Genomic DNA, 12,824 nt, shown 5'->3' on the forward strand with positions numbered 1-12,824 from the left:
CGCACCTGTTTTGAGCGAAATCACGATGGCGCGCATTGTATACCTCAAGATTTGGCGCGCCCACCGTGACAATCGATCAATACGCCGCGCGGTAGATCTTCTCGATATCGGCGGCGCTCAGTTGGCGCGGGTTGTTTCGCATCAGGCGCTCGATCCCCGCGGCTTCCACCGCCATGGAAGGGATCACGTCCTCGGTCACGCCCAGTCCGCTCAGGCCCTGGGGAATCTGCACGGCGGCGCACAAGGCGACCATCGCCTCCACGGCTTCGTCGGCCGCTTCGAGATCACTCAGGTGGGCGGTCCTGAGGCCCATGGCCTCGGCGATGTCGCGCATGCGCTCGACGCAGGCCATCTTGTTCCACGCCATCACATACGGCAGCAACAAGGCATTCGCCACACCATGGGACACATGGAAGCGACCGCCCAATGGATAGGCCAGCGCATGCACGGCCCCGACCCCGGCATTACCAAAGGCCATGCCGGCCATCAGGCTGGCCGTGGCCATGTCTTCACGGGCCTGCAGATGATTAGGATTGGCGTAGGCCTTGGGCAACGCGCGGGTAATCAGCTTGATTGCACCGATGGCCAGGGCATCGGTAATCGGCGAAGCATTGAGGGACAGGTAGGCCTCGATGGCGTGCACCAGCGCATCCACGCCACTGGCAGCCGTTACGCCGCGTGGGCAGGTGAGCGTCATTTGCGGGCTGACCAGCGCCACGTCCGGCAACAGGTAATCGCTGACGATGCCTTTTTTCAGTTGCGCGGCCTTGTCGGAGAGAATTGCCACGTTGGTAACTTCCGACCCGGTTCCGGCCGTGGTCGGGATGGCGATCATCGGCGGGCCTTTGCGCGGCACCTGGTCGACGCCGAACATATCCTGCAACTCGCCGTGGTATCCGGCATAGACGCCCACGCACTTGGCGATGTCGATGGCACTGCCGCCGCCCAGGCCAATCAGGCCGTCATGCCCACCGTCGCGGTAGGCTTGCATGCAGTCTTCGACGATGGCGATTTCCGGATCGGGCATGACCCGGTCGAAGATCTCGTAGTCGCGCCCGCCCAGGTGCTGCAAGGCCAAGTCGACGGTGCCGGACTTGACCAGCGCCGCATCGGTCACGATCAACGGATTGTCGACGTCCAGGCGCGTCAGCTCGGCGGCCAGTTGCTCGATGGCAGCGGCGCCAGTGATGAGTTTGTGGGCGATCTTGAACGAGGAAAGACTCATTGTGCGCGGCCTCTTGTTCGAGAATGGGCTGGCACAAGGATAGCTTGGGATTGACGGTTAGCTTGTCATTCAGCGCGTGAATGCGATGAGGAATCATTGTTGGAGCAGGCTCGCACCCACAATGGTTCCTCAGCAGGCCGTCAGACTTGGGTAGTGCGCAGCTTCTCGCTACGCCCACGCAACCATTCCAATGTCAGCAACAGGATCACCGAGAAGGCAATCAGCAGCGTCGCCGCCGCCGCGATGGTGGGGCTGAGGTTTTCGCGGATGCCGCTGAACATCTGCCGTGGCAGAGTTGCCTGCTCAGGGCCAGCGAGGAACAGGGTCACTACCACCTCGTCGAACGATGTCGCGAAGGCGAACAGCGCGCCGGAAATCACGCCAGGGGCGATCAGCGGCAGGGTCACCCGGCGAAACGCCGTCAGTGGCGAGGCTCCGAGGCTGGCGGCGGCGCGAACCAGGTTGTGATTGAAGCCCTGCAAGGTCGCCGATACCGTGATGATGACGAACGGTACGCCCAGTACCGCGTGGACCACGATCAACGAGAAGAAACTGTTGCCCATTCCCAGCGGTGCGAAAAACAGGTAGCTGGCAACCCCGATGATCACGACCGGCACCACCATGGGCGAAATGACCAGGGCCATCACCAGCGCCTTGCCCGGGAAGTCGCCACGGGTCAGGCCAATCGCCGCCAGCGTACCGAAGATCATCGCCAGCAACGTCGCCGCCGGGGCAACAATGATGCTGTTCTTCAAGGCCCGCATCCACTCCGCCGAAGCGAAGAAGTCGTGGTACCACTGCAGCGAAAAACCTTGCAGCGGGTACACCAGGAAGCTGCCGGAGTTGAACGACAACGGGATGATCACCAGCACCGGCAGGATCAGGAACAACAGGATCAGCCCGCAGAGTATGCGCAAGCTGTAGAACCACACCCGTTCGACGGGGGACATGTAAGGACTCAGCATTTCGATCTCCCCTTAGCTCAGGCGCAGGCGGCTGGCGCCCACCAGCCAGCTGTAAATCAGATAAAGCACGATGGTCGCCAGCAACAGCAGCCCGCCGAGCGCCGTGGCCATGCCCCAGTTGATGCTGGTGTTGGTGTAGAACGCGACGAAGTAGCTGACCATCTGGTCGTTCGGGCTGCCTAGCAGCGCCGGCGTGATGTAGTAGCCGATGGCAAGGATGAACACCAACAGGCAACCGGCGCCGACACCGGCATAGGTTTGTGGGAAGTACACCCGCCAGAAACTGGCGAACGGGTGGCACCCCAGGGAAATCGCTGCCCGCATGTAAGTGGGCGAGATGCCCTTCATCACGCTGTAGATCGGCAGGATCATGAACGGCAGCAGGATGTGGACCATGGAGATGTACACGCCGACGCGGTTGAACACCAGCTCCAGGGGCTTATCGATGATGCCGATGGCCATCAAGGCGCTGTTGATCAAGCCACCCGATTGCAGCAACACGATCCACGCCGCCACCCGCACCAGGATCGAGGTCCAGAACGGCAACAACACCAGGATCATCAACAGGTTGCTTTGGCGCGATGGCAGGTTCGCCAGCAAGTAGGCCAGCGGATAGGCCAGCACCAGGCAGATCGAGGTGATCACCAGGCCCATCCAGAAGGTCCGGGTGAAGATGTCGAGATAGATCGCCTGGTCTGGGGTGGCCGGGGCCAGCTCGCCGAGGTCATCGATGCGGTGATCGACTGCCGCCAGCAAGTAATACGGGGTGACGTCGCTGGTGTTGCGGCGGATCACCTGCCAGTACGCCGGGTCGCCCCAACGCTCATCGAGGTTCTCCAACGCTTCTTTATAAGAGGTCGGCTCGGAGGCAAACGGCAACGCCCGAGCGGTCTTGGTCAGCAGGCTGCGATAGCCGGCCAGTTCCATGTTCAGGCGCTTGGACAAGTCACCCAGGGTCTGATTCTTGCGGGCTTCGGCCAAGTCTTCACTGGCAGCCTTGTACACCGGCTCGCCCGGCAAACCGCGTCCGTCCCATGCAGCGACGGCAGCGACGGTGCGCGGCATGGCGCCCACCACTTCCGGGTTGCTGACGCTTTTGAATAGCAGCGCGACGATGGGCACCAGGAACACCAGCAACAAAAACAGCACCAACGGCGCGATCAGGGCCTGGGCCTTCCAGCGGTTGACCCGCTCGGCGCGCTTGAGCCGCTGCTTGAGGGTGGGGCTGGTGCCCGCGTTCAGTGGAACGGCGATGGCCATGGCGAACTCCGCAAATCTTTTATCGTTACAGGGGCGGCGGGCCGCCTCTGTTCTTTCGAAACGGTGGCTTCTGAACCGATCGTTCCCACGCGGAGCGTGGGACGATCTCTATCAGCGGTTACTTCGCCGCCCAGGAGTTGAAACGCTGCTCCAGTTGCTCGCCGTTGTCAGCCCAGAAGCTGACGTCGATCTGCACCTGGTTGGCGATGTTTTCCGGGGTGGTCGGCATGTCCTTCAAGACATCCTTGGCCAGCAACGGCACTGCCTGGGTGTTGGCCGGACCGTAGGCGATGTTTTCCGAGTAGGTCTTCTGCTGCTGTGGCGCCACAGAGAAGGCGATGAATTTCTTCGCCGCCTCGGCGCGGTCCTTGTCCAGGCCGCGCGGGATGGCCCAGGCGTCGAAGTCGTAGATGCCGCCGTTCCACACCACTTTCAGATTGCTTTCCTTCTGCACCGCGGCGATCCGGCCGTTGTACGCCGAGCTCATGACCACGTCACCGGAAGCGAGGTATTGCGGCGGTTGGGCGCCAGCTTCCCACCATTGGATGTTCGGCTTGAGCTCGTCGAGCTTCTTGAACGCGCGGTCCTGGCCATCTTTGCCGGCCAGCACTTTGTAGACGTCTTTCGGCGCTACGCCGTCGGCCATCAGGGCGAATTCCAAGGTGTACTTGGCGCCCTTGCGCAGGCCGCGCTTGCCTGGGAATTGCTTGGTGTCCCAGAAGTCCACCCAGCTGGTCGGTGCGGTCTTGAGCTTGTCGGCATTGTAGGCCAACACGGTCGACCATACGAAGAAGCCTACGCCGCAAGGTTGGATAGCGCCCTTGACGTAATCCTCGGCCTTGCCGAACAGCGCCGGATCGAGTTGCTCGAACATGTCTTCGTCGCAACCACGGGACAGTTCCGGGGACTCGACTTCAACCAGGTCCCAGGAAACGCTCTTGGTATCGACCATGGCCTTGACCTTGGCCATTTCGCCGTTGTATTCGCCGGCCACGATCTTGCCGTTGCCGGCCGCTTCCCACGGTGCGTAGAAGGCTTTGACCTGAGCCGCCTTGTTCGCCCCGCCGAAAGACACCACGGTCAGGTCCGGGCCCGCCGCCATCGCGCTTGCCGCACCCATCATGCCCAGTGTCAGGGCTGTGAACTTCAGGGATCTCAACATTTATTGTTCTCTCCACGTGCAGGGTTGGTGTTGGTTACAGCAGGGGGGCGATCAATTCGCCTCTAGAAGGGGATCGAGCGCACGCACATGCTCGACTTGCCAGCCAAGCGGAACCACGTCCCCGACGGCGAGCCCGGGATCGAGCTCGGCAATCGGCTGTTTCACGAAGAAGTCGTTCTTGCCGCAGACTTCCAGGCGAACCCGGACGTGGTCGCCCAGATAGATGAATTCCGCCACCCTCCCTGAGAAGCGGTTGACACATTGTTCGCTGGAACCGTTGAGGCTGACCCGCTCCGGCCGGATCGACAGCGTGACCGGCTCCCCAGGCTGGCCGACATTGACGGCCAGCGCCTCGACTTTCTCGCCGCGCCCCAGTTCCACCAGGCAGCGATCACCGGTCTGACTGTGCAGGCGGCCGTTGAGGCGGTTGTTTTCACCGATGAAGTTGGCGACGAAGGTGTTCTTCGGTTCTTCGTACAAGGTACGCGGAGGCGCGATCTGCTGGATCTCGCCTTGGTGGAACACGGCCACGCGGTCGGACATGGTCAGGGCTTCGCCCTGGTCGTGGGTCACGTAGACAACGGTGACGCCGAGGCGCTGGTGCAGGTGCTTGATTTCCATCTGCATGTGTTCGCGCAATTGTTTGTCCAGTGCGCCGAGGGGTTCGTCCATCAACACCAGTTGCGGTTCGAACACCAGCGCCCGCGCCAGGGCTACCCGCTGTTGCTGTCCACCGGACAATTGCGCTGGGTAGCGTTGGGCGAAGGTATCCAACTGCACCATGCTCAGGACACGCTTGACCCGATCACCGACGTCGCTCTTGTTCAGGCCGCGCACGGTCAGCGGGAAGGCCAGGTTCTCGGCGACGGTCATGTGTGGGAACAAGGCGTAGTTCTGGAACACCATGCCGATGTCGCGCTTGTGCGGCGGCACGTTATTGATCGAGCGACCGGCCAATTGGATCTCGCCGGCGGTCGGGGTCTCGAAACCGGCGAGCATCATCAGGCTGGTGGTCTTGCCGGAGCCGGAAGGCCCGAGCAGGGTCAGGAACTCGCCTTTGCGAATGTCCAGGTTGAGGTCCTTGACGATCAGGTTCTCGCCGTCGTAGCTCTTTTGCACACCACGAAAGCTGACCAGCACATCACTGGTCCCCGCGCTTGAATCGACCTGGCTCATACCCGCACCTTTTGTATTGATGACTGCTTGTGAGTCCAAGCCTAGTGGAGCCCGGGACCCACGCAAATCGGGGCGCAGGAGAGAATCGCCTCAGCCGGGTGGAAGAGCCGGGGTAGGGATTTCCCTACAAGGATGGCGGGATTGGATAAATGCAGCTGCGGGTTTCAAGCGGCACGCTGCAAGTAGGGGCAAATGCAGTAGTGAGGCGTGTCGTAAATGGATATGCCGACACGAAACCCTGTGGGAACGGCGTGGAGGTTCAGAGCAACTTGTGCTCCATGGCGTACTTCACCAGTTCGGCCAGCGAGGTGATGTTGAGCTTTTGCATCAACCGCGCCTTATGGGTACTGATGGTCTTGCTGCTCAGGGCTAACTGCTGGGCGATGTCATTGACGTTGGCGCCTTGCGCGAGGCGTTCGAAGACCGAGAATTCGCGCTCCGATAACAGCGAGTGCAGTGGCCGCGTATCGGTCAGGCCCACTTCGAAGACCATGCGATCAGCCAGGTCCGGATCAATATATCGGCCACCGGCCGCGACCTTGCGAATCGCCATGAGCAGCAAGGCTGGGTCGCTGTCCTTGGTGGCGTAGCCGGCGGCACCGACCTTCAGGGCGCGAGCGGCCATTTGCGCCTCGTCATGCATCGACAGCACCAGGATGGCCGGCGGATTGTTCAGTGCCCGGATCCGCGGGATCGCCTCCAGGCCGTTGACGCCCGGCATGGAAATATCCAGCAGCACCACTTCGCACGGCACGTGCCGCAAGGTCTCGAGCAATTGCTCACCATTGCTCGCCTCCCCCACCACCACCAGATCCTTGGCCAGGCCGATCAATTGCTTGATACCTTCACGGACGATGGTGTGGTCTTCGGCTACCAGTACACGGATCACGGTTCTTCTCCAGGTTTGGAATCATCGCGAGCAAGCTCGCCCACACAGGTTTTCGTGCACATCAATCGAGTTGCGGCTTGTCCAGCGGTACCCACACGGCGAGGGTCGTCCCCTCGCCCGGCTCACTTTCCAGGGTCAACCGCCCTCCCATGATCAACACTCGCTCGCGCATGCCGACCAGGCCGAACGATGTCGGCCGCCCGGTATCAGCGATAAATCCTACACCGTCGTCGCTGACCGTCAGACACAACTGGTGGCCTTGCTGAGTCAGCGTCAGTTCCACAGTATGCGCCTGGGCATGGCGCATCACATTGGTCAGGGCTTCCTGGAGAATCCGGAACAGGCCGATGGCCTTGGCGTCGCTCAATGGCGGCAAGTTGTCAGGAACCTGCACCAGACAGGGAATCTGCGTGCGCGCCTCGAAGCGCCGGGCCTGCCATTCAATGGCCGAGGCGATACCGGCATCGAGAATTGGCGGGCGCAAAGCCGTCGCCACGTCCCGCACCAACTGGAACAATTGGGCGATCAGGCGTTTCATGCTGTTGAGCCGCTCTTGCAGGCCAGGATCCAGCTGAGCGTAGGCCAATTCACACATGGACGTCTCCAGCTTCAGCACCGTCAGCATCTGACCCAGCTCATCGTGAACCTCCCGGGCAATGCGCGCTTTTTCCTCCTCCCGCACGCTTTCCAGGTGCGCCGACAATTCACGCAACTGCTCCCGAGAGCTGGCCAGTTCCAGTTCGATGCGCTTGCTTTCGGTGATGTCCCAGACGATTCCGTCCCAGACGTAGGCGCCATCCTCGAGACGGCGTGTGATTGCCTTGATCTCGGCCCAGCGTTGCTGACCGTCGCGGGTGAGGATGCGGCCTTGCCATGACCAGTCGCTATCGCTGTCCAGCGCCTGGTCCTGGGTGCGGTGATAGTCAGCCTTGTCTTCCGGGTGCACCAGGCTGCGCAGCCCGGTATCGCTGCGGGCCAGGGTCGCCGGAGAGTAGCCCACCAGACTTTCGCTGCCTTCGCTGATGTAGGCAAAATCGATCTGCCCGGTCACCGGCGCCCGCTCCAGGCGAAAGACCAAGCCCGGCACGTTGGCGGCGATGCCTTGCAGCCGCGCCTCGCTTTCGCGCAAAGCCGCCAATGCGCGTCGCCGCTCGGTCACGTCGTTGAGGTAGACCACCAGGTATTCGGCATCACGAAAGCGCAAGAAGCTCAGGGAAACGTCGGCCGGCAGGATACTGCCATCGGCTCGCACGCATTCGGTCTCGAAACTCTGCGGCCCGTCTTCACTGGCGCGGGCGCGCTTCCATAAATTCAACCAGCGGTCCATGTGCAAGCCCGGCTCGAAATCGATCAGCGGCCGGTCGATGATCGCGCCCGAGGCGTAGCCCAACATGGTTTCAGCGGCGCGGTTGGCGTAGCGCACATGACTGTCCCAGTTGACCCAGAGGATGCCGACCGTGCTCTGGTCGATGGAAAACTGCGTCAGGCGCAAGGCTTCTTCGCTGGCGGTACGCTGAACGATGTCCTCGCGCGCGGTACGCAAGCGGCGCTCCAGTGCGCGTTGCTGACGGCGTTGCCAGAACACGATGGCCACGCTGGCGAGCAGCATCGCCAGCAAGAGCAAGGTCAGGTTCTGCCAGAAACCCGGGGTTTCGGTCAGGCGCGGGTATTTGGGCTTGAGCCAACGACTGTGCAGTTGCTCCAGCTCCTTGGCCGGGATCGCTTGAAGGCCTGTGTCAATAATCTGCGCCAGCTGGGGCCAGTCCCGGCGCGTGGCGACCCGTAGCAACTGTGGTGAACCAATATCGCCCACCACGGCCAGCTCGGAGAATTCGGGCTCGACCATCAACCGTCCAAGCTGCGCCTCATCGACCACTGCGTATCGGGCCTGCTGGGTCAGCAATAGTTGCAGCGCCTCACGCTCCATCGGCACGCCTTGCAGGTTCAGCGCCGGATAATTGCCGCGCAGATAATCGGCCGTGGCGCTGGGCATGCGCACCGCAACTCGGACCTGGCCGTCGAGCTTCTCCAACTCCACGCCCTCAGCGCCCTTTTGCGCGCCGACGATCAATTGCGGCACGCGCATGTAAGGGTCGGAAAACTGCCAGAGCCTGAGCCCGACCGGGGTCTGGGTCAGGCCGGGAGCGACATCGATTTCGCCGTCGCGCACCGCTGCTTCCAGCTGCGCGACGTCTTGGAAATTGCGCCACGTCAGCTCGACGTTCAGCGCCCTGCCCAGCCATTGCATCAACTCGACGTTGGTGCCGGACAAACGTTGCACACGCCGGTCGTACTGCGCATAAGGCGCCTGCAGTACCAGGCCGACACGCAGCGGTTGATGCTGTGTCAACCATTGGCGCTGTTCTGCGCTCAATTGCACTCCATGGGTCTGCGGCCCGGGCGCAGCCCATGCCATCAAGGGAAGCCATAAACAGCCGATAACCCACAGGCAGCAAAAACGCATCATAGAAGTCTCATGCACTGACAAATACTGACCAACCCATTAGGCTGCCGGAAATACTTCTGGTCATGGAATATCCGATGCCCTCTGTTTATCGCCTGGCGTTGCCAGCATTGTGCCTGTCGCTGATCCTGCCGAGTGCATTTTCTGTACAGGCTGGCGAAACGGCGCCCGCCGCGGCGGAGCAACCCGCCGGGGACAAACCGGTCGAACGCCAACCTTTGCTCGAGCGTAGCCAGGAAGAAGCCGCGGCGCTCGTAAGAAAAGTGCCTGCCCAGGAACAGCAACAGCTCCAAACCGGCAGCGATGCTTTTCTCGCGCTGTGGAAGCCTGCCAATACCAGCGAGCCCAAGGGTGCAGTCATCATAATCCCCGGTGCCGGTGAAACCGCTGATTGGCCTCAAGCAGTCGGCCCCCTGCGCAAGAAACTGCCTGATGTCGAATGGAGCAGCCTGAGTATTACGCTACCGGACCTGCAAAGCGACGTCATCGCTCCGCGCACAGTGGAAACACCCCCCGAAACCAAGCCCGCGGATGTCGCTGCCGCGGCACCAGACACCACGACTGCGGCACCGATCGAGCAAGTGACCGGGGGCGAAGCCGAGGCGGCGGATGCGGTCATCGCTGAAACCGGCGAAGAACATGCCAAGGCCGATGCCGAGCGTATTTTCGCCCGCATCGACGCAGCCCTGGCCTACGCCGAACAGCAGAGCGCCCGCAGCATTGTGCTGCTGGGCCATGGCACGGGCGCCTATTGGGCAGCGCGCTACCTTAGCGAAAAGCAGCCTTCGCAGATCGAGCGCTTCGTGATGGTCGCAGCCCAGGCCCCGGTCACCGCTAAACCTGGCCTGGCAGAGCTGACGCCAACCCTGAAGCTGGCGACCGCCGATATCTTCTACATGGACAAACCGCAGGACCGCAACGCGGCGCTGGAACGCCTGCAAGCGAGCAAACGCTTGAAAGGCTCGACCTTCAGCCAGGTAGCCCTCAAGGCCCTGCCAAACCGGTCGGCGGAACAAGAGCAACTGTTCCGTCGGATTCGGGGCTGGTTGAATCCGCAGAATCCGGGGGAGTGAGACTAAGCTCCCTCGCCACAGGTGCCGCGATCTAGCGGAAATCCCTTCGCTCGCGAATCAAGCGATAGGCATTGTGCAACTCCCGGGTCTTGTCGGTGGCCTCACGAACCTGCGAAGGCGTGGCTCCGCTGCCGGCGATCTTGTCCGGGTGATGGCGGCTGAGCAAGCGGCGGTAGGCCCGCTTGATTTGAGGCGGTTCACTGGCGCCCGAAACCCCCAGCAATCGCAATGCCTCCTGATAAGTCATGCCAGTCGTGGGTTGCGACAGTTTCTGCGGTTCGTAGTCCATCGCCAGCGCCTGGACCTGCTGCGGCGTCCAGCCGAGCCACTTGCCCCATTGGGCAAGCAGCTCGCGCTCGCTGGCTCCCGCACGGCCATCGGCCCAGACCATTCGCCAGCAGGCGCGTAGCACGCCTTCGGCCGCATGAGGTTGGGTGGCGAGGCGACGCAGATAACCGCGCAGGCGATCATGCTCGGACTTGCCCCGGTTGAACGCCGCGATGGCACGACGTTGCGCCGGCTCGCTCAAATCAAGCGCGCGCATTTCCTGGCGAGCCTGCTGAATATGGCCGTCAACAACGCGGCCATCGCTTTTCGCCAAGCGTCCGAGCAACACAAACAACAATTCATCGTTGCGCAACGCCGGGCGCCCGCCCAGGCGTTCACGCACTTGTGCCCAGCTGTGCACGTTCAGGCGCCTGTCCAGCGCCTGCCCCAGCAACGCGCCAAGCATGGCCCCCGGGATGCTGGCTATGGCAAAGCCTGCTCCCGCTCCGATCAGAGTCCCTGGCCACCACATATCAACGGCTCGCTTCTATCAATTTTTCAACCTGTGCCAAACGTTCAAGTGTCCCCACATCGACCCAATGCCCTTGCAAGCGTTCGCCGCTGGCCTGCCCTTGATCCATGGCCTTGCGCAGCAACGGTGCGAGCTTGAACGCGCCGTCCGCGCAGCCGTCGAACAATCGCGGATGCAGGACGGCAATGCCGCTATAGGTCAGTTTGTCGGCCGTCGACGCGCCTTCATGAACCTTTCCGTCGGTCAGGATGAAATCGCCGCCTGGGTGGTGTTCAGGATTGTCCACCAGCACCAGATGAACCAAGGCGTCGAGCGGACGGTGCAGGCTGCTGAAATCGAAGTCAGTCCATATGTCGCCATTGACCACGAGGAACGCTTCATCGCCCAGCAGCGGCAGGGCCCGGAAAATCCCGCCGCCGGTTTCCAGCGGCTCGCCTTCCGGCGAATAGATAATGCGCACGCCGAACCGCGAGCCGTCCCCCAGGTAGTCTTCGATCTGCTGGCCGAGCCAGGCGTGATTGATGACAATCTCGTCAAACCCGGCGGCGACCAATGCCCGCAGGTGATATTCGATCAAGGGAGTGCCGGCGACACGGATCAATGGCTTGGGCGTGGTGAGCGTCAGAGGGCGCATGCGCTCGCCCTTGCCCGCCGCCAGGATCATGGCCTTCATGCATCCACTCCGGCCGAGGGGCGCAGGCTGCGAAGGAGTTCGTCCAGCGGCGCCAACTCAGGGCGGCGGACAATCACCGCTTCTATATAGTCGAAGAAGCGCGGCACATCGCCCAAGTAGCGCGGCTTGCCATCACGATGGCAAATGCGCGCGAAGATGCCGATCACCTTGAGATGACGCTGCACGCCCATCAAGTCGCTGGCTCGCAGGAAATCTTCGAAATCTGGCTGGACCGGAATGCCAAGCGAGCCGGCCTGCTGCCAGTAATCCTCCAACCAACTGCGCACGCGCGCCTCGGGCCAACTGAGGAAGGCGTCCTTGAACAGGCACGTCACATCGTAGGTCACCGGTCCATAGACCGCATCCTGGAAATCCAGCACACCTGGATTGGGTTCGCTGAGCATGAGGTTGCGCGGCATGTAGTCGCGGTGCACCAGCACTTTCGGCTGGGCCAGGGCGCTGCTGATCAACAGCTCTGAAGCCTGCTGCCAGAGCTGGCGCTGGGTCGCATCGAACTCGATGCCCAACTCGCGCTTGACGTACCACTCGGGGAAGAGCTCCAACTCACGACGCAACAACGCGACGTCATAACTGGGCAGCGGTGCGACCATCGGCAATTGCTGGAAAGCCAACAGCGCTTGCAGGGCATCGCGGAATAAATCGTCGGCATTTTCGCCGTTGATCACATCCAGATAGGTCTGGTTGCCCAGGTCGTTGAGCAAAAGAAAACCGCGTTCGAGGTCCTCGGCATAAATTTTTGGCACGTTGATCCCGGATTTCGCCAGCAAAAACGCGATATCCACGAAGGGTTTGCAGTTTTCCTGGGGCGGCGGGGCATCCATCACGATCAGGCTACGGCCCTCGCCTTCCCAGCGGAAATACCGCCGGAAACTCGCGTCACTGCTGGCGGCGGTCAACGTGGCCGGGGGTACGGCGCCCCAGCCCTGTTGAGTGAAAAGAATCGGTAGCTGCTCATCGAGCCAAACTTTCAGGTGTTGCAAGCGTACATCTTGGTCAGGCATTGCAAGGGTCTCCGACGGCGCTAGCCGTCAAGCGGGTCATGCTTTATTATCCAGCATCTTTTTCAGACCATCGAGAGGCGTGCGGCCCACACCGCGGGCAGATGGCACGCAGGAAG

At 61.8% G+C, this 12,824-nt stretch carries 11 protein-coding genes; 1 reads left to right on the plus strand and 10 read right to left on the minus strand.

The annotated features are described in order from the left end of the window. Positions 1-76: 76 nt before the first annotated feature. The 7 genes from J3P79_RS24265 to J3P79_RS24295 all read right to left on the minus strand — a co-directional run bounded on the left by J3P79_RS24265 (position 77) and on the right by J3P79_RS24295 (position 9,144). Positions 77-1,225, minus strand: a complete 1,149-nt coding sequence (locus J3P79_RS24265) for an iron-containing alcohol dehydrogenase (protein WP_039590804.1) — start codon at positions 1,223-1,225, stop codon at positions 77-79. Positions 1,226-1,365: 140 nt separating this feature from the next. Next, positions 1,366-2,190 (minus strand): ABC transporter permease, encoded by an 825-nt coding sequence (locus J3P79_RS24270; RefSeq protein ID WP_434606182.1) that lies wholly within the window; start codon positions 2,188-2,190, stop codon positions 1,366-1,368. A gap of 12 nt (positions 2,191-2,202) precedes the next feature. Further along, entirely contained in the window at positions 2,203-3,450 is a 1,248-nt protein-coding gene (locus tag J3P79_RS24275; RefSeq protein WP_434606184.1) for an ABC transporter permease, read from the minus strand. 118 nt (positions 3,451-3,568) lie between these two features. Then, positions 3,569-4,612, minus strand: a complete 1,044-nt coding sequence (locus tag J3P79_RS24280; RefSeq protein WP_434606186.1) for an ABC transporter substrate-binding protein — start codon at positions 4,610-4,612, stop codon at positions 3,569-3,571. Positions 4,613-4,663: 51 nt separating this feature from the next. Next, on the minus strand, positions 4,664-5,788 hold the full coding sequence (locus J3P79_RS24285; RefSeq protein ID WP_434606188.1) for an ABC transporter ATP-binding protein: 1,125 nt from the start codon (positions 5,786-5,788) through the stop codon (positions 4,664-4,666). A gap of 259 nt (positions 5,789-6,047) precedes the next feature. Continuing rightward, positions 6,048-6,677, minus strand: coding sequence for a response regulator (locus J3P79_RS24290; protein WP_003206156.1), 630 nt, complete (start codon positions 6,675-6,677; stop codon positions 6,048-6,050). A 61-nt stretch (positions 6,678-6,738) separates the two neighbouring features. After that, complete coding sequence (locus tag J3P79_RS24295; RefSeq protein WP_434606190.1) at positions 6,739-9,144, minus strand: PAS domain-containing sensor histidine kinase; 2,406 nt, start codon at positions 9,142-9,144, stop codon at positions 6,739-6,741. 74 nt (positions 9,145-9,218) lie between these two features. On the opposite strand from J3P79_RS24295, the gene J3P79_RS24300 reads away from it, so the two are divergent. After that, positions 9,219-10,214: an alpha/beta hydrolase family protein gene (locus J3P79_RS24300; protein ID WP_434606192.1), complete on the plus strand. Its 996-nt coding sequence runs from the start codon at positions 9,219-9,221 to the stop codon at positions 10,212-10,214. Positions 10,215-10,245: 31 nt separating this feature from the next. Here J3P79_RS24300 and J3P79_RS24305 read toward each other — a convergent pair whose 3' ends face one another. Genes J3P79_RS24305 through J3P79_RS24315 form a run of 3 tightly spaced genes read right to left on the minus strand, consistent with a single transcriptional unit; the run spans position 10,246 to position 12,708 of the window. Further along, positions 10,246-11,013 (minus strand): TerB family tellurite resistance protein, encoded by a 768-nt coding sequence (locus tag J3P79_RS24305; RefSeq protein WP_434606194.1) that lies wholly within the window; start codon positions 11,011-11,013, stop codon positions 10,246-10,248. Between the two features lies 1 nt (position 11,014). Continuing rightward, entirely contained in the window at positions 11,015-11,686 is a 672-nt protein-coding gene (gene murU, locus J3P79_RS24310; protein WP_434606196.1) for an N-acetylmuramate alpha-1-phosphate uridylyltransferase MurU, read from the minus strand. Then, positions 11,683-12,708, minus strand: coding sequence for an aminoglycoside phosphotransferase family protein (locus J3P79_RS24315; RefSeq protein WP_434606198.1), 1,026 nt, complete (start codon positions 12,706-12,708; stop codon positions 11,683-11,685). The genes murU and J3P79_RS24315 overlap by 4 nt, the downstream gene beginning before the upstream one ends. Positions 12,709-12,824 lie beyond the last annotated feature (116 nt).

The sequence above is a fragment of the Pseudomonas sp. R1-7 genome, from assembly GCF_051132105.1.
In the GTDB taxonomy this organism is placed as follows: domain Bacteria; phylum Pseudomonadota; class Gammaproteobacteria; order Pseudomonadales; family Pseudomonadaceae; genus Aquipseudomonas.

Excerpts from the sequence above, each read along its gene's own strand:
- J3P79_RS24265 (WP_039590804.1), bottom strand. The coding sequence starts at position 1,225 with ATGAGTCTTTCCTCGTTCAAGATCGCCCACAAACTCATCACTGGCGCC.
- J3P79_RS24270 (WP_434606182.1), bottom strand. The coding sequence starts at position 2,190 with ATGCTGAGTCCTTACATGTCCCCCGTCGAACGGGTGTGGTTCTACAGC.
- J3P79_RS24275 (WP_434606184.1), bottom strand. The coding sequence starts at position 3,450 with ATGGCCATCGCCGTTCCACTGAACGCGGGCACCAGCCCCACCCTCAAG.
- J3P79_RS24280 (WP_434606186.1), bottom strand. The coding sequence starts at position 4,612 with ATGTTGAGATCCCTGAAGTTCACAGCCCTGACACTGGGCATGATGGGT.
- J3P79_RS24285 (WP_434606188.1), bottom strand. The coding sequence starts at position 5,788 with ATGAGCCAGGTCGATTCAAGCGCGGGGACCAGTGATGTGCTGGTCAGC.
- J3P79_RS24295 (WP_434606190.1), bottom strand. The coding sequence starts at position 9,144 with ATGATGCGTTTTTGCTGCCTGTGGGTTATCGGCTGTTTATGGCTTCCC.
- J3P79_RS24300 (WP_434606192.1), top strand. The coding sequence starts at position 9,219 with ATGCCCTCTGTTTATCGCCTGGCGTTGCCAGCATTGTGCCTGTCGCTG.
- J3P79_RS24305 (WP_434606194.1), bottom strand. The coding sequence starts at position 11,013 with ATGTGGTGGCCAGGGACTCTGATCGGAGCGGGAGCAGGCTTTGCCATA.
- murU (WP_434606196.1), bottom strand. The coding sequence starts at position 11,686 with ATGAAGGCCATGATCCTGGCGGCGGGCAAGGGCGAGCGCATGCGCCCT.
- J3P79_RS24315 (WP_434606198.1), bottom strand. The coding sequence starts at position 12,708 with ATGCCTGACCAAGATGTACGCTTGCAACACCTGAAAGTTTGGCTCGAT.